This is a genomic window from Microcystis sp. M_QC_C_20170808_M3Col (genome assembly GCF_007095505.1).
Classification (GTDB): Bacteria; Cyanobacteriota; Cyanobacteriia; order Cyanobacteriales; family Microcystaceae; genus Microcystis.
The window spans coordinates 1-16,136 of record NZ_SFBY01000201.1 but is presented as its reverse complement, the minus strand read 5'-3'; the positions used below and the strand labels follow the sequence as shown (position 1 = coordinate 16,136).

16 protein-coding genes and 3 pseudogenes are annotated in these 16,136 nt (G+C 41.2%); 13 read left to right on the top strand and 6 right to left on the bottom strand.

Translation table 11 applies throughout. From position 1 onward, the window contains the following. Positions 1-80 precede the first annotated feature (80 nt). Complete coding sequence (locus tag EWV84_RS08980; protein WP_287077727.1) at positions 81-452, bottom strand: bilin-binding protein; 372 nt, start codon at positions 450-452, stop codon at positions 81-83. Between the two features lie 149 nt (positions 453-601). On the opposite strand from EWV84_RS08980, the gene rseP reads away from it, so the two are divergent. From rseP to EWV84_RS08965, 3 genes are all read left to right on the top strand, one after another. After that, positions 602-1,693 (top strand): RIP metalloprotease RseP, encoded by a 1,092-nt coding sequence (gene rseP / locus EWV84_RS08975; protein WP_286824886.1) that lies wholly within the window; start codon positions 602-604, stop codon positions 1,691-1,693. Next, positions 1,693-2,346: an endonuclease III gene (gene nth / locus EWV84_RS08970; RefSeq protein ID WP_287077726.1), complete on the top strand. Its 654-nt coding sequence runs from the start codon at positions 1,693-1,695 to the stop codon at positions 2,344-2,346. The genes rseP and nth overlap by 1 nt, the downstream gene beginning before the upstream one ends. A 173-nt stretch (positions 2,347-2,519) precedes the next feature. Then, the gene (locus EWV84_RS08965) at positions 2,520-3,128 is read left to right on the top strand and encodes a rhomboid family intramembrane serine protease (RefSeq protein WP_286824884.1); all 609 of its coding nucleotides are present in this window, start codon (positions 2,520-2,522) and stop codon (positions 3,126-3,128) included. Here EWV84_RS08965 and EWV84_RS08960 read toward each other — a convergent pair. Further along, complete coding sequence (locus tag EWV84_RS08960) at positions 3,125-3,451, bottom strand: antibiotic biosynthesis monooxygenase (RefSeq protein ID WP_286824883.1); 327 nt, start codon at positions 3,449-3,451, stop codon at positions 3,125-3,127. The two genes, EWV84_RS08965 and EWV84_RS08960, sit on opposite strands and share 4 nt — an antisense overlap. Before the next feature lie 160 nt (positions 3,452-3,611). Here EWV84_RS08960 and EWV84_RS08955 point away from each other — a divergent pair, with 160 nt between their 5' ends. Beyond that, positions 3,612-4,154 (top strand): NADPH-dependent FMN reductase, encoded by a 543-nt coding sequence (locus EWV84_RS08955; RefSeq protein WP_287077725.1) that lies wholly within the window; start codon positions 3,612-3,614, stop codon positions 4,152-4,154. Here EWV84_RS08955 and folB read toward each other — a convergent pair. Together folB and EWV84_RS08945 are read right to left on the bottom strand one after the other, a co-directional pair. Then, entirely contained in the window at positions 4,141-4,497 is a 357-nt protein-coding gene (folB, locus tag EWV84_RS08950; RefSeq protein ID WP_286824881.1) for a dihydroneopterin aldolase, read from the bottom strand. The two genes, EWV84_RS08955 and folB, sit on opposite strands and share 14 nt — an antisense overlap. A gap of 343 nt (positions 4,498-4,840) precedes the next feature. Further along, positions 4,841-5,824, bottom strand: a complete 984-nt coding sequence (locus EWV84_RS08945; protein WP_287077724.1) for a glycosyltransferase family 2 protein — start codon at positions 5,822-5,824, stop codon at positions 4,841-4,843. Between the two features lie 282 nt (positions 5,825-6,106). On the opposite strand from EWV84_RS08945, the gene EWV84_RS08940 reads away from it, so the two are divergent. The 8 genes and pseudogenes from EWV84_RS08940 to EWV84_RS08895 all read left to right on the top strand — a co-directional run. Next, a complete protein-coding gene (locus tag EWV84_RS08940) occupies positions 6,107-7,027 on the top strand; it encodes a glycosyltransferase family 2 protein (protein ID WP_287077723.1) in 921 nt (306 codons plus the stop codon). A 14-nt stretch (positions 7,028-7,041) separates the two neighbouring features. Continuing rightward, entirely contained in the window at positions 7,042-8,001 is a 960-nt protein-coding gene (locus EWV84_RS08935) for a GDP-mannose 4,6-dehydratase (RefSeq protein ID WP_287077722.1), read from the top strand. Between the two features lie 2 nt (positions 8,002-8,003). Continuing rightward, on the top strand, positions 8,004-9,221 hold the full coding sequence (locus EWV84_RS08930) for a glycosyltransferase family 4 protein (protein WP_287077721.1): 1,218 nt from the start codon (positions 8,004-8,006) through the stop codon (positions 9,219-9,221). A 29-nt stretch (positions 9,222-9,250) separates the two neighbouring features. After that, entirely contained in the window at positions 9,251-10,234 is a 984-nt protein-coding gene (locus EWV84_RS08925) for a glycosyltransferase family 2 protein (RefSeq protein ID WP_287077720.1), read from the top strand. A gap of 27 nt (positions 10,235-10,261) precedes the next feature. Continuing rightward, on the top strand, positions 10,262-10,816 hold the full coding sequence (locus EWV84_RS08920) for a phycobiliprotein lyase (RefSeq protein ID WP_287077719.1): 555 nt from the start codon (positions 10,262-10,264) through the stop codon (positions 10,814-10,816). 84 nt (positions 10,817-10,900) lie between these two features. Beyond that, entirely contained in the window at positions 10,901-11,293 is a 393-nt protein-coding gene (locus EWV84_RS08915) for a MerR family transcriptional regulator (RefSeq protein ID WP_286824873.1), read from the top strand. Positions 11,294-11,298: 5 nt separating this feature from the next. Beyond that, positions 11,299-12,649 (top strand): annotated as a pseudogene (locus EWV84_RS22855) (hypothetical protein). Continuing rightward, positions 12,646-13,296, top strand: a pseudogene (locus EWV84_RS08895) (hypothetical protein); the annotation flags it as partial. The pseudogenes EWV84_RS22855 and EWV84_RS08895, both read left to right, overlap by 4 nt. 219 nt (positions 13,297-13,515) lie before the next feature. Here EWV84_RS08895 and EWV84_RS08890 read toward each other — a convergent pair. After that, positions 13,516-14,931: a mechanosensitive ion channel domain-containing protein gene (locus EWV84_RS08890; protein ID WP_287077714.1), complete on the bottom strand. Its 1,416-nt coding sequence runs from the start codon at positions 14,929-14,931 to the stop codon at positions 13,516-13,518. Positions 14,932-14,940: 9 nt separating this feature from the next. Next, on the bottom strand, positions 14,941-15,591 hold the full coding sequence (locus EWV84_RS08885; RefSeq protein ID WP_287077713.1) for a nitroreductase family protein: 651 nt from the start codon (positions 15,589-15,591) through the stop codon (positions 14,941-14,943). A gap of 192 nt (positions 15,592-15,783) precedes the next feature. On the opposite strand from EWV84_RS08885, the pseudogene EWV84_RS08880 reads away from it, so the two are divergent. After that, positions 15,784-16,136, top strand: a pseudogene (locus EWV84_RS08880) (RNA-guided endonuclease TnpB family protein); the annotation flags it as partial.

Genomic DNA, 16,136 nt, shown 5'->3' with positions numbered 1-16,136 from the left:
TTTTACGCAGGGGGTACTTAGATAAAATCAGTATAGCACAATAAAAGTTAAGTTAACAAGCTATAGTTTAAAAAGCCGTCCTAAAAGGACGGGGCTTTAACCCAAAATTTCGGTAAAAAGTTCCAGAAATCACGCCAACAAGCTTCGGCGCGGTGAGGTGGATAAAGATCGCCTCCGGGGTAAAAAATGGTGGTAAATTGACTTAAGACAGTCTGACGAGCGTTATCAACGATAATATTAGCATTATCCCGCAGTTTTCGAGCTTGTTGACTATAAACAAGTAAATCAGGCTCTAAATTGACGATAGTATCTAAATCGCTATCGCTGAGATAGCAAGTTTGATCATCTGCTTGTTGCCAAATAGCGATCGCTGCTTGCTGATAGGGCCAATCAGCGAAACTGATGATTCTCGCTTTTGGGATTAATTGCTGGGCGCGCTCACTCAAAGGCATCGATCGCTCTCCGTTAGGTCAGATTAGGCAGTTAAGATCACTTCTATCATAAATGATCGAAAAATTAGCGATAACTCAAGATTTTTTGAAATCTATCCAAGAGGATCGCTTACAATAAACAAAAGCTAAGTCATTATATTTTGATCATCATGTCAGTTTTAATAGCGATCGGTGTACTTGCCCTATTAATTGTCGTTCACGAATTGGGTCATTTTGCCGCTGCTCGTTGGCAATCTATCCATGTTAATCGCTTTTCTATCGGTTTTGGTCCAGCTTTAGCTAAATATCAAGGTAAAGAAACGGAATACGCCCTCCGCGCCATTCCTTTAGGGGGTTACGTTGGTTTTCCCGATGACGATCCCGATAGTCAAATTCCCAATAACGACCCTGATTTATTACGCAATCGTCCTGTTTTCGATCGAGCTATCGTCATTAGTGCGGGAGTAATTGCTAATTTAATTTTTGCCTATTTTTTGCTTGTTACCCAAGTCGCTACGGTGGGTTTTCCCCAAATTAACTATCAAGAAGGGGTAATTATTCCTGAAGTTTTTACGGCTGAAAATTCCGTCGCTAAACAAGCGGGAATACAAGCGGGGGATATCGTTCTCGCTATCAATGATCAGCCCCTTGGTGCTTCTCAAAATGCCATTATTGACTTCCGTGACATTATTCAATCTTCCCCCGCTCAACCCCTAAAATTAACCATCAAACGCCCGACAGAAACGATCGATTTAATCGTTACTCCTGAATTGGGAAGTGATGGTCAGGGTAAAATTGGGGTTAGATTGGCTCCTAACGGTGAAGAAACTCGCCTGAAAGCCGATAATTTTGGGCAAGCTTTTAGCTTGGGTGCGGGGGAATTTCAGCGATTAATCCTATTAACCGTGCAAGGTTTTGGGCAGTTAGTTAGTAACTTCAAAGACAGTGTTCAACAGGTAGCAGGACCGGTTAAAATTGTCGAATATGGAGCGGCGATCGCTCGTAATGATGCGGGTAATCTTTTTCAATTTGCCGCCCTAATTAGTATTAACTTAGCGGTAATTAATATTCTGCCTTTACCTGCTCTTGATGGTGGTCAATTAGTATTTTTATTAATCGAGGCTTTGGTAGGTAAACCTCTCCCGACTAAACTGCAAGATAACATCATGCAAACAGGTCTAGTTTTACTCTTAGGATTAGGAGTTTTCTTAATCGTGCGCGACACGGCTAACCTAGCAGTTTTTCAGGATTTATTCCAGTGATGGACTCTCGAAAAAAAACTGAACCTCAACTGCGCGCCCTAGAAATTTTAAGCAACTTAAAGCGATTATATCCAGAGGCAACCTGTAGCTTAAATTATCAAACTCCCGTGCAGTTATTGGTGGCAGTGATTCTCTCGGCACAATGCACTGATGAGCGGGTAAATAAGGTGACTCCTGCTTTATTCGCTCGTTTTCCCGATGCTAAATCCTTAGCTTTTGCCGAGCGAGAGGAGTTAGAAACTCTCATTCATTCCACGGGATTCTATCGCAATAAAGCTAAAAATATTCAGGGTGCTTGTCAAAAAATCCTCAAGGATTTTCAGGGGGAAGTACCCAAGACAATGGAGGAATTATTAACTTTACCCGGGGTAGCTAGAAAAACGGCTAATGTGGTACTCGCTCACGCTTACGGGATTATTGAGGGGGTGACAGTAGATACCCACGTTAAGCGCTTAAGTAATCGTTTGGGTTTAACTACTAATAACGATCCAGTGAAAATTGAACGGGATTTAATGGCTTTACTACCTCAACCGGATTGGGAAACTTTTTCTATTAGTATTATTTACCACGGCCGGGCAGTTTGTAAAGCAAGAAATCCCGCTTGTTTTTCCTGTCAATTGGCCACTCTTTGTCCCGCGGCAAAAGTAAGCTAATTAAGTAGGGAGGCACAATTATTTGTAGGATGGGTTAGCGGTAGTGTAACCCATGCAGACGTTGGGTTTCATACGTCAACCCAACCTACGTTCTCACACCTGATAACTGAAAACTCACACCTGATAACTGATAACTGATAACTGATAACTGATAACTGATGTGGGGGGCTATAATGGGAAAAAATAGCTCATCCATCAATCTTATGAGTCAAGGATCTCGGCAAGAAATAAAAACCCAAGCAATAATCCTCGCTACTTTTGTGGCGATTTTTTGGCTGTTAGAGATTTTAGATCAATTTGTTTTTCGGGGCAGTTTAGACATTTTCGGGATTATTCCGCATCAAGTCATCGGATTGCGGGGTATTCTTTTCGCACCTTTCCTACACGGTGACTTTCCCCATCTTATCGCTAATACGGTTCCTTTCCTGATTCTCGGTTGGTTGGTGATGTTACAGGAAACCAGTGACTTTTTTATTGTGACTGGGTTGACTATGCTGGTGGGGGGGTTAGGAGTCTGGTTATTTGCTACTCCCGGCTCCATCCATATCGGGGCAAGTATCTTGATTTTTGGCTATTTAGGTTTTTTATTACTGCGGGGCTATTTCCAGAGAAATATTCCTTCTATACTCTTGTCAATTCTAGTCTTTTTACTCTACGGTGGCACAATTTGGGGCGTTTTGCCTTCCCGTCCGGGGATTTCTTGGCAAGGACATTTATTTGGTTTCCTAGGCGGGGTTTTAGCCGCCAAATTAATCGCCACCGAAAAGAAACATTACCTCTAAATGGGGGAAGCTTCTATCTCGCTACATACTTCATAAAAATCGGTGACAGGCGGTTTTGCAAACAGAGGAGCCATGGATTTCAGCAATAATTCATGGGTTTCGCTTTTATTGGCCTCCATATCATCGATTTTATCCCAGATGATCACGGCAATTCCTTCGTCGGTTCCGGGTTTTTGCAGCAGAAAAGCCCCTTGGAATCCCGTGGAATAGGTGGAAACGGCCTTTTCGTAGAGTTTTTGGGCCTCGGAAAAACACCCCGGTTTGAATTCACCAATAGCCACATAGGCGTATTTATGTTTGAGAAAATCGAGAAATTCTGGCATGGCAATGAGGGGAAATGGAATAAATCTTTCTTTCTACTCTCATTAAAACTTAGATCGATCGCCCCCTCCGCCCCATCCACATATTTTTTTAACTAAGCTTCCCCAATTGTCTCTTTTTTTGTTAGCTTATATGTAGTCGTTATGAGTTTGTATAAGTTCTATGATCAAAATCGTTGGTATTAATGGCAGTTTACGCCCCGGATCCTATAGTGCGATGGCGTTAGAAGTTGCTATCAGTCGAGTACAGGGGTTAGGAGTAGAAACGGAGATAATTGACCTGAGAAAACTCTCTTTACCCTTCTGTAACGGGGGAGATGACTATTCTGACTATCCCGATGTGGCCAAAATGCAGCAAACGGTTAAATCGGCAGCGGGATTAATTTTGGCGACACCGGAGTATCATGGCAGTGTCAGTGGTGTGATGAAGAATGCCCTAGATTTAATGAGTTTTGAGGAGTTATCGGGAAAGGTTGCTGGATTAATCAGTGTTTTAGGCGGCCAATCCAATAGTAACGCCCTAAATGATTTAAGAATCATTCTCCGTTGGGTTCACGCTTGGGTAATTCCGGAACAAATTGGCTTAGGACAAGCGTGGAAAGTCTTCAACGAAGAAGGAGAAATCCTTGACGAGAAGCTTTCCCAACGTTTTGACGCTTTTGCGCGAAGTTTAGTCGATAATACCCGTAAACTCAACGATATCTAGTAATATCGATGGTGATTTTACCGGTGAAATGGGGAATTGGGGCGGCAGGTTTCGATAATTGTACTCTTACCTGTCGCACTCGATCGAGTTGTAGGATATCCTCAGCGATAACCGTGGCCAATTTTTCCACTAGGGCAAATTTGCCGGTTTCAATCTGGTGTTTGACAATTTCGATCGCCTGTCGATAATCTAGGGTATCTTCAATTGCGTCACTTTTGCCAGCAATGCTGATATCAACTTCTAGGGATAAATCCACCTCAAACCATTGACCTAAAACCTGTTCTTCGGCCAGATATCCTGTGTAACCGTAGGCACGAATTCCCGTAACGTGAATAGTATCCATAGATAGTTAAAGCTTGCTGAATAAATCTAAAAACTTTGTTGGATAAGGCTTTTAGACTTTTTTTCCCTCAAAAAGTGCCGGACTTGGGGGTGATCGGGGGTAAAATTCAGGTACTTTTTCCCTGAAAATTAGGTAACTGACTACCTCAAAATCGGTAAAACCCTACACCCTAAACCCCACACCCTGCCCCCACGAAAAACTTTTTCAGCAGACCCTAGTTAAATTAAAAAACTGGCAGCGTTGGTCACAAAGATGAAGTGTAACCTAATTTGGTATCGACGACCCACTCCCGAAAAGGAAAACTTCCTACCCGACCATTAAGATAACTGCTATAAATTATAGTTTAGACGGCTCTTACCTGTTCGGCGTAATCTTTGGAGCGTAGTTGACGGAAACCTTGAAAAGCCAGTTGTCTCAAGTTTAGAGGTAAATAGGAAAGCAGTAAACCCAGTCTAGCTCGTCGGGATTTTCCTAACAATTGCGAGGCTTTTTCTATTAAAACTCGCCCAGCTTCGGTTTCTCCCTTTTCAATTAATTTTATTCCCAAACATTCCTCTAAAAAAGCCATCCTTTTCACTCTTTCCTCTTCTAACTTTACATCATTAAAGTGATAACTTTCTGTACAAAACAAGTTTGCTTGCAAAAAGTGAACCGCTTGTTTTAAGCTAGTTTGACCCCCATGAAAACGATATTCCATTAATAATTCCGGCAGAAAATAAGCTTGTTTTCCCGCTAAAGCTAAACGCACTAATAAATCAAAATCTTCACAACCATCCGCTTCAGCGCGCATATAATCCACATCGGCCAAAGATTGATAACGAAAAAGAGTCGAACCCACCTGTAAACTTTTACAGGAAAAAGTTTGTCTTTCTAAATCAGGAATAATGCCTTGTTTTAATCTATCTTTGCCCCATTTCGCTGAATTTTTTTTTGTTGCTGATACAACTCTTTGTCCAAATTTATCAATAATCCAGTGATCGGTACAGACAAAATCAACGTTTTTTTCTTGATCTAAAATAGGGACAGTTTTCGCTAAAAATTCAGGAGTTAGTCCATCGTCATCATCGAATTTAATAAAATATTCTCCCCGAGCTGCTGTAAAACCGGATCGCATATTTAAACTTCTGCCCATATTTTGGGGATGACGCAGATAAATTATTCTCGAATCCTCAACTGCTGCCACCACTTCTGGGGTACGATCAGAAGAACCGTCATCACAGACAATTAACTCAAAATCTTCATAAGTCTGCCGCAACACACTATTAATCGAATAGGTGAGATAATCGGCGCGGTTATAGGTGGGAATACAAACAGTTACTTTCGGCATAATATTTCAGTCATCAGTTACAGCCTTTCGCATAAACATAAAGTATAACCTAATTTGGTATTGACGACTGGCTCCCCAAAAGGAGAACTTCCTATCTCACCATTAAGATAACTGCTGTATCAGTTATTAGTCAAGAGGGATATCGGGATATCAGGAGAAAAAGCGTTCGACAAAAGCTCGCGCCGAAGTCTGATAGCTGACGGCTGAGGGCTAAAAAGTATTTTTACATTGTTCTCAAGGGATGTTAAGTTTTAGGATATTAAATGAGTAACCTTGATAGCCATGGCTCCTAAAATAGCAGGGATTATCTGTACCCACAACCGCGATCACTACCTAGCAGGAGCGATCGATAGTCTTTTAGCGCAAACCTGTCCAGATTGTGAGATTTTAGTGGTTGATAACGCATCCACCGATAAAACCCGTCAAGTGGCCCAGTCGCGTCTGGGAGATGGGCGGCTAAAATACGTTTACGAACCTATTTTAGGGCTATCTACCGCCAGAAATCGCGGTGCGAAGGAAACTAGAGCACCGATTTTAGCCTATTTGGATGACGATGCGATCGCTAGTCCTCAATGGTTAGAAATTCTGTTAAATGCCTACGAAAATAACGAAAAACTGGCAGTAGCTGGCGGAAAAGTCACCTTAATTTGGCCGCAAGGCTACAGTCAACCCAATTGGTTATCCGATGAGTTAGCAGAGGGTTTAGGGGCTTTCGATTTGGGCGACAATGTGGTATACATTAGCCAGGCGAATTTAACTCCGCGAGGCGTTAATTACTCAATTCGGCGGGATTTCTTGGAGAAAATTGGCGGTTTTGACCCTAATTTGGGAAGAATTGGCAAAAAACTTCTCTCTAACGAGGAATTGTACACTACGGAACTGGCACTCGCCCAGGGATGGCAAGTGGGCTATTTTCCCGAGGCACTGGTGGAACACAATGTGGCACCAGAAAGAATCAATCGTCAATGGTTTATGCGTCGCAGTTGGTGGCAAGGCATCAGCGAACACTACCGGGAAGAAGTGGCAGGAAGGACGGGATTGGCTCAATTTAGGCGAGGAGGTGAGCGTTTAGCGAGAGGATTGGTTAAATCTGTCAAATTTATCAATGATCCTGCTAAAAGGTTTGAGAATCTTCTCTATGCCTACGGACAAATCGGTTATTTAAGCGAAGCCGCCAAGGCGATGTTAAACCCTCAAAAGTAAATTATTGTAAATAAATGAGTAAAAAAGCGTTAATTTGTGGTATATCGGGGCAGGATGGAGCCTACCTAGCCGAATTACTGTTAAAAGCAGGCTATACAGTTTGTGGCACCTCCCGGGATGCCCAAATGTCCTCTTTTAGTAACCTGAAACGTTTGGGAATCAAGGAACAGGTAAAACTAGAATCGATGGCACTGAACGACTTTCGCAGTGTCCTACAAGTCTTAATTAAAATTCAGCCCGATGAGGTCTATAATTTGGCTGGACAAAGTTCTGTGGGTTTATCCTTCGAGCAGCCAGTGGAAACCTTAGAAAGTATTGCCACGGGAACCTTAAATCTCTTAGAAGCAATTCGATTTACCGGAGCAAAAATTAAATTATATAATGCAGGATCGAGTGAATGTTTCGGGGATATCGGCGATAATTCTGCCGACGAAAATACCCCTTTTCGTCCTCGCAGTCCCTACGCTGTGGCCAAATCGGCGGCTTTTTGGGAAGTGGCTAATTATCGAGAAGCCTACGGAATTTTTGCCTGTTCAGGCATACTTTTCAATCATGAATCTCCCCTGCGTCCCGAGCGCTTTGTTACCCAAAAAATTATCGCTGCCGTGGCTAGAATTGCCCAAGGAAGTCCCGAGACTTTACACTTAGGAAATATCGATATTCAAAGGGATTGGGGTTGGGCCCTGGAGTACGTTGAAGCGATGTATTTAATGCTGCAACAGGAGCAACCCGATGATTACGTCATTGCCACGGGAGAAAGTTCAAAACTGGAGGATTTTGTCGCCACAGCTTTTGCTACTGTTGGCTTAAATTGGCAAGATCATGTAATTTCCGATCGAAGTTTATTAAGACCAACAGATTTAGCCATTAGTCGCGGCAATCCCAACAAAGCTAAGGAAAAATTAGGTTGGCAAGCACAATACAAAATGACTGATATTGTCCGCATGATGGTAGAAAATCGTTTGGAGAAATAGCTATGAATATCTTAATGATTAGCTCCGCCTTTCCCTATCCACCAACCAGAGGAGGAACTCAGGGCAGAACTTTTAATTTACTCAAGTATCTCAGCAAAAATCATGATATTACTCTCATCGTTCAGCGTGGTGCTGATGTCAGTGATGAGGAGGTAGAAAAGTTAGGTAACTTTGTTAGTGAATTGGTAGTTTTTCCCCGTCCTCGAGATGTCAAAACTGGAATAATTGCTAAACTGCAAAGATTAGCTCAATTCCTGCAAACGGGAACCCCTCCCAATGTACTTTTTGGCTATTGTCAAGAGATGCAGAACTGGATAGATAGGGCAGTTAAGAGTCAAAAATTCTCAGTAATTACCAGTGAACATAGTGTTAATGAAATTTATATTCGTCCCCAATGGCAACGGCAAATTAGGACAGTAATTGATGTGCATAGTTCCCTCTATCAAACCTGTAAAAGTCAATTAGAAGTTGGGGTTTCTAGTCAAGAATTACGGGATCGTCTCTACCTTCCTCTCATGCGTCGCTACGAACAAAAAACTGTGCAGAAATTCTCAAAAATTGTCGTCACCACCGATGATGATCAAAAACAAATGGAAGAATTTGCTCCCAATGGAGAGATTTATTTAATTCCTAATGCAGTAGATTTAGATTTGTTTCCCTATCGTCCCGAGGCTCCTGCTGGACATAATTTAGTTTTTATTGGTGGGTTAGATTATTGGGTTAATATCGATGCGGCCTGTTTTTTAGCTAGGGAAATTTTACCTCGTATTCAAATTACTTACCCCGATACTACTTTAACTCTAGTCGGTGCTAATCCATCCCTAGAAGTGCAAGAATTAACTAAGTTAAAAGGAGTGATTGTGACGGGACGAGTACCATCAATGACCACCTATCTTCATCAGGCAACTGTGGCAGTTATTCCCCTAAGAACGGGTTTTGGAATGAAGTTTAAAACCCTAGAATCTATGGCCGCAGGGGTGCCTGTGGTGGCCAGCGATCGAGGTTTAGAAGGGTTAACAGTGGAAGGAAATAATGTTCCTTTAGCAGCCTTAAGGGCTAATAGTATTCAGGAATATTGTACGGCGATTAGTAGTCTTTTTGAATCGGCAGAGTTGCGAGAAAAATTATCTAGAAACGCTCGCAAGTTAATCGAAGATAATTATACTTGGCAGCAAGCAGCCGCTAAGTACGAAAAAGTTTTGACTGCTGATATTTGTTAGACAATTTCTCTAATTTTTTGTAAATTAATATGCTATCAAATCAAATAACAGTGAAAATATCTGTGGTTGTTCCTCTCTATAATGAAGAGGAAAATATCGATGTTCTCTTTAGCCGACTTTTAGCAGTTTTAGAGGCACTAAATACCAGTTATGAGGTCATTTGCGTCAATGATGGTAGTCGTGATAATACTCTCAAAAATCTCGTGGAATATCATCAACGTTATCCAGAAATTAAAGTGGTTAATTTATCCCGTAATTTTGGTAAAGATATTGCCATGTCAGCAGGAATTGATTACAGTCAATGGATGGCAGTAATTCCTATTGATGCTGATTTACAAGATCCCCCCGAATTAATTGCCGAAATGATCGAAAAATGGCAGCAGGGTTATGATGTGGTTTATGCGTCCCGTCGGGTTAGAATTGGCGAAAGTTGCTTGAAACGTTTCACCGCAGAAGGTTTCTATCAAGTCATTAATAAATTAAGTCGGGTTCCTATTCCCCCTAATACGGGAGATTTTCGCTTAATCGATCGCCGAGTGGTAGAATCAATTAAAAAAATGCCTGAACGTCAAAGATTTATGAAAGGAATATTTGCTTGGGTGGGATATAAACAGACATCAATTTTATTCGAACGAGAACCACGGTATCAAGGACAAACTAAATGGAATTACTGGAAATTATGGAATTTTGCCATCGATGGTATTACCTCTTTTAGTTTTTTGCCTCTGAAAGTCTGGACCTATGTAGGATTTATCATTGCACTTGTTAGTCTTGTTTATGCTAGTTTTTTAATGCTCAGAACTATTATTTTAGGAATCGACGTACCCGGATACGCTTCTCTGATGGTTGCTGTCCTATTTTTAGGAGGAATTCAATTACTGACTCTTGGTATTATTGGCGAATATATTGGCAGGGTTTATGAAGAAGTAAAGGGCCGGCCACTTTATCTTGTTCGAGATTGTTATGGTTTTGAAAATAGGGAACAAGTTACTGATAAAATAACTCAAAATTAAAATACTTACAAGAGGAGAATTAAGTCTATGAATACCGAAGTTTTTCAGCAATTTTTTGCCTATTGTGTCGGTAGTTGGCAAACGGAAAGAACCTATCATTATCTAGCTGATCAAGAAGTGGAACGTTCCCGTACTGAATTCCTCATTCAACCCCTCACTAGGGAGATTAAACAGAAAGTTCTGACAGATAATAACTATCCCGATATTGCCGATTTAGAAACTATACCCGGGTTTAATTTAGGTTTCTATACCATCTCGGAAAAAGGGGAAGAAGTGCGACAAAATCTTAATCTTTTATTTGTGGTTAAAGCAGAAAATAACGGTTATTTAGAAGGGGATTATCTTCGTGATCGCGCCTACGAAGAAGCAAGACCAATTATCTCCGCTTTTCGCTTTGATTCCACCACCAGAGAGTTATTAATGACCACCAATTATACTCGCAGTGTTTCCGTGGATTCAATTACTTTAATCAATCCAGACCTGCGAATTCGCAAAATTATTAACTATCAACGTCCCCAGGAGGGGGAACCCTTAGAAAAAGTTCTCTTGGTCGGTTTTGGAGTTGAGTGTAAAGTCAGTTAAAAAAATATTTCTTTTCCCCCCTTGATTCTCCAGTCAGGGGGAGATTTTATCATGGGGAAACGATAGGATTAAGGAGCAAAAATAATGCTCAAAATCGGTCAACTTTCCCGAGAAAGTGGTGTTTCGATTAAAACGATTCGTTATTACGAGGAATTAGGACTAATTCAGTCCCCTGAGAGGACAGAGGGACAATTTCGCCTATTTACTCCCGATACTGTCCATCGCTTGCTGTTTGTCAAAAGATTACAATCTTTGGGTTTAAGTCTGCAAGAGATCCGCGAATGTTTAGTAATTCATGACCATGGTGAGTTACCCTGTGGAGATATTCAGGAAAAATTAATTAAACATATTGCTGAGATCGATCAACAAGTGGAACAATTGCTTTTATTGCGTCAACAATTAACCGAAACCCTGCAAGTATGGACGGATACACCTGTAAAAGACGATCAATTTATTTGCCCTAATCTCAAGGTTTAACTATCATGAAAAAGTTGATTATATTGGTAACTGTAGCACTGATTTCTACTCCTGTAATTGCTCAACATTTACATCTTGATTCACCTCAAACTCAGACTTTACAAGCAATTCCTGACAATATACCAGCTTGGATGTATAACAAGCAACGTAATCATATTTATCCCCAAAGAGGGGTTTATAACAATGCAATTTATAATGTCAGAGATTTAGCTTTAGACTTGAATGCGATCGCTGTTGGTCATGCCTTTGCTTACGAAGATATCGTAACGGTTACACTGTAGAAAATTCCTCAAGCTCCCTCTCTGCCCAGCAATGCTCTAAAGTTGATAAATATCAATCTAACAAAAACTCAAAGCCTTAGTATACAAGCTTTACAAGCATGAGTTGTTAATAGTTTTACATGGCAGGTTCGGTAGAGCCACTAAGACATACCAAAAAATTAATTTGGTTTTAAAAAATCCGCCTAAATTTATGCCCGACGAGGGTAATATTTCCCCAACTTTTGGCAGAAAATACGGTGTTTTAGAACAGGTTTTCGAGTGGGCGCATATTTTCCATGCTCAAACCGTTGATGTTTTAGCCAGTAGCAAATTAACTAACAAGGAAAAAGAAGCAGAAATTGAAAAATTATATCAATTTTACTTGACAAAAGTTCCCTATGCTATTAGCGGATTACCGATGAATATGGGTTATCTGGATTCCCAGCCTTATTCTAAAGCTTTTCGCCAGAAATATCCGAAAGTTAATGGCTTATTTTGGGGCTACCATTGGTTACAAGGAACAATGTATGACTTGCTCTATGAGAAGACGCTAGAAGAACAAAAATAAGCTTATAAACAGGTAGGAAAACAATACCATAGTCAGGAATTGTATCGCACTGATCGAGCTTTTATGCCGATGTTTGCCGAACTTAGTCCCAAGTTTGCCCGACGTTTTCCCGAAATATCTAACACCTTCGATAACCTGCATATGTTGCACGATATGGTTAATGATATTCTGGCATCAGATTGGCTAACTACCCAACAAAAAGACGAACAAATTACCCGCGCTATTTGGTTAGTAATGGCTGCTAATCACCAAGGAATGGAAGCAGGAAAAAATTATGGTGGTGAAGGACTACACGATCATCGTTTTGAGTCAGGAATTCCGGGGATGGGATTAATGCCAGCAGATATTTCTCACGAAGATCATAATCACGAAAATCCTCATAATTCTGAGAAAAAACCTGATAATTCTCAGGGACATGAGGGGGGAGATTACCAACACCATAACCACGAAAATTACTCTCCAGAAAACCCTCCTAATACGGATAAAAAACCTGGCGACAGCAATGATCAAGAGGAAATGAAAAAATGAGAAGATTTTTATTAATTGCTCTGGGTTTAGTTGCCAGTTTAACTAATCCAGTTTTTGCCAACGATCATAATAATCTTGATTCTGGTCGTCCCCTTTCTTTTGATGATGCTGAAAGTATTGGTTTTGGGGAACAATCGATAGAATTTGGAGGAAGTCTAGTCTTTCCTGAAAATAGTAATCTTGGAGGTGAGTTTGATATTGAATACCTCAACGGTATTATTCGCAATGGTCATATTATTATCGGCATCGATCCGCAGGTGGGAGGTCGAGTTAATAGTGATGATACGGATTTTGATGTGGGAAATTTATCTGTAGGTTTTTTCTATAATTTCAATCGTGAATACGATAATGTTCCCGCTTTTGCCATTCGTACCGATTTAGGATTACCGACGGGAAATAATGCTAGGGAATTAGATTTTCGTCTGCGGGGAATTGCCAGTAAAACTGTTGGTCAATTCCATCGCTTGCATCTTAATCTCGATTTAAACATAAAAACCGATCCCGATGACGACGATCAATCTTTTTTACCGGCAGCAATTCTCGGTTACTCGCGACCGATTGGTTATCCGAAACGTTTTGATCAAACTTTTTTAGCAGAATTGGGCGTAATTACCAGCGATAATAGTAATGGTGGGGTTTTAATTCGCAAGCCTGCTATTAAAAGCTAAAATAGATGAAGTATAACTTAAATTTTGGTTTGACTGGGAGTACGAGGGGGTTTGGAGGTCCACATCTTCTCATCCCTGAAAACAACAGGGATATCTTATCAGTTGTCCGCAGGTAGCGACTCCCTATTCTCAGCTTCGTACCTCATCATTAAGATAACTGCGAGAGAAAAAAGGCTGTAAATCTGTTGTCATTCCCTTTTAAGTCGCAAAAAAGCTCTTTAACCGTTGTCGCAGCCAAGAGACGGGATTTTTCAGGTCTTCCGAGTCTAAAAGCCCCATTTCTCGCAATTTCTGCTGACATTCGCCCAATTCCTCTTGACGTTGGGCGATTGCCTGAGTGAATTCCTCCGCTAGAGCCGGATAAGTAGTGATAAGATGCTGAAACCCCTGACGATCGAGCAAAAATAACAAGGTTTCCCCCACTGCTTGCATAGTGGTGGGATAGGGAACCTCTAACATTAACGGTAATTCCCCAAAATATTGACCTTTATTAAAAGTAAAAATTTTACGACTGATTTTATCGTTTTCATAAAAAGCATCCATTTGTCCCTGCAAAACAATACAGAAATAATTAGTTCTTTCTCCCTGTCTAATTAAAATATCCCCGTCCTGGAGATGTTTACGACAACCCATTTCAATTAATACACGCAATTGCAGATCGTTAAAATGTTTAAAGTAACTCACCTCCAATAACATTTCTTTTAACGATAGCGGTTTTGAAGGTTTAACTATCTCCTGATCCTGTTCCTTAACTGCCTCAAAACTGTCGGTATTATGCAACCATAACTCTCGCTGGGGAAAAGGAATCGTTATGCCCCGATGACGCAGATTATGCTCGATAATGAAGTGTAGGGAACTTCTCAGAAAAACGGCCTGTTCGACTTTTTCCACCCATACCCACAACTCAAAATTTAAAGCACTATCACCAAAACCGTTAAAAATCACCTTGGGAAGCGGATTAAAGGCAATTTCTACCGACATATAGGCTGATTGCAGCAGAATTTCCGTCACTATCAAAGGATCTGTACCGTAGGCAACTCCCACCGGCACAATGACTCGAATGCGCGAGTCGGGATAATGCCAATTCTGGACGCGATTGCTAGTTAAGATTGTGTTAGGAACGATTAACTCTGCACCATCAACAGTGCGAATGGTGGTGGAACGAATCGATATTTCCCGGATATAACCCTTTGTTTGCTCAAATTCGATAAAATCGCCCACTTTTAACTTGCGTTCCACCAACAAAGTTAAACCACTGGTGAGATTTTTGGTTAACTCCTGCAAACCGAAACCGATACCCACCCCCAAACCACCGGCTAAAACAGCGATCGAAGCGAGATTGAATCCAGTCAATTGTAGGGCGATAATATAACCAAAAGCCCCAAAAGCAAAACTAGCCAGAGTTGCGATCGCTTCTCGATTACCTTCATCAAAACCGATACTTTTCAGCAGACGATTTTTTAGTAAACTTTTAAAAGCGATCGTCAGACAGGTGACAAGAACAAACAGTACAAGAATACTAACAATCCAACCAAGAGTGATGGAAACTCCCCCAGCGCGCCAAAGGGGAGTGTTAAAAAAGGGCGTTAACCAAGCTGAGGGAGAGAAAGTCATCGCTAAAGTTTAGATTTGATAGGGATTACCCAAGCGATCCACAAAAACATTGTAATCTAAGGGTAAACGCCCCGGATTAAGCCGCGGTTCCGCCGCGTAACCGATGGGAACGACAACAGCGATCGCTAGATGGGGATGATCGGCAGCACCGATCACAGCTTTTACCTTGTCCTCAATCCAACCGTTGAGAAAACAACTAGATAAACCGAGACTTTCAGCAGCCAAAACCAGATGAGTAGCGGCGATCATGGCATCCTTAATCGCGTATTCCCGGGTTTTTTCGCCCAAATCCTTTTGAAATCCGGGGATTGCCTGTTGAAAATATTTTACCGTGCCTTCGTTCCAAGCACCCGTACTGAGAGCCTGTTCATAGATGGGGGTTAGATCTCCTCCTCCTGCGGCAGCATCGGCAGCGAAAACAAAAGTAACCGGTGCTTGGATAATTTGCTTTTGTCCCCAAGCGGCCTCGGCTAAAGCGGCCTTTTGTGCCGGATCTTGTACTAGAATAATTCGCCAATCTTGGATGTTGAAACTACTAGGTGCGGCAACGGTTAATTCTACTAGGGTTTTTAGCAGTTCTGGGGCGATCGGATCGGTGGTAAAAGTTTTAATAGAACGACGTTGATTAATCGCCGTGGGAACATCGAGAGGCAAGGTCATAAAGTCAGTTGATCGAGTTACATATTTCTAATTATTATAGGGTCAAGCTATCAGCCTCAGCCTTCGGTGTGACCGAAAATTTGGGTACAAGCCCCGCCATGCCCGCGCAGGGTCGGGCGGCTTTTAAAATATTAAGTTGCCATTTTATTTCCTTTGTGCTAAAATATTGATACTCAGTCAAGCATTGTCAAAATGTTTGTACTAGAATACAAAGTTAAGCCAAAACCTAATCAGATAGAAGCCATTAATGAGGCAATACGAACAACCCAATTTGTTCGCAATAAAGTTCTGCGTTATTGGATGGATAATCAGGGTGTTGCCAAAACAGAGTTATTTCGGTACAACACAGCATTAAGGAAAGAGTTTAAATTTGTTGATGATTTAAACTCCCATGCTTGCCAGACTGCTGTAGAAAGAACCTTGCGGGCAATTACTCGGTTTTACGATAATTGCCAAAATAAAGTTAAAGGAAAGAAAGGCTACCCTAAGTTTAAAAAACATTCTCGTTCCGTTGAGTATAAAGTATCTGGATGGAAGCTATCAAA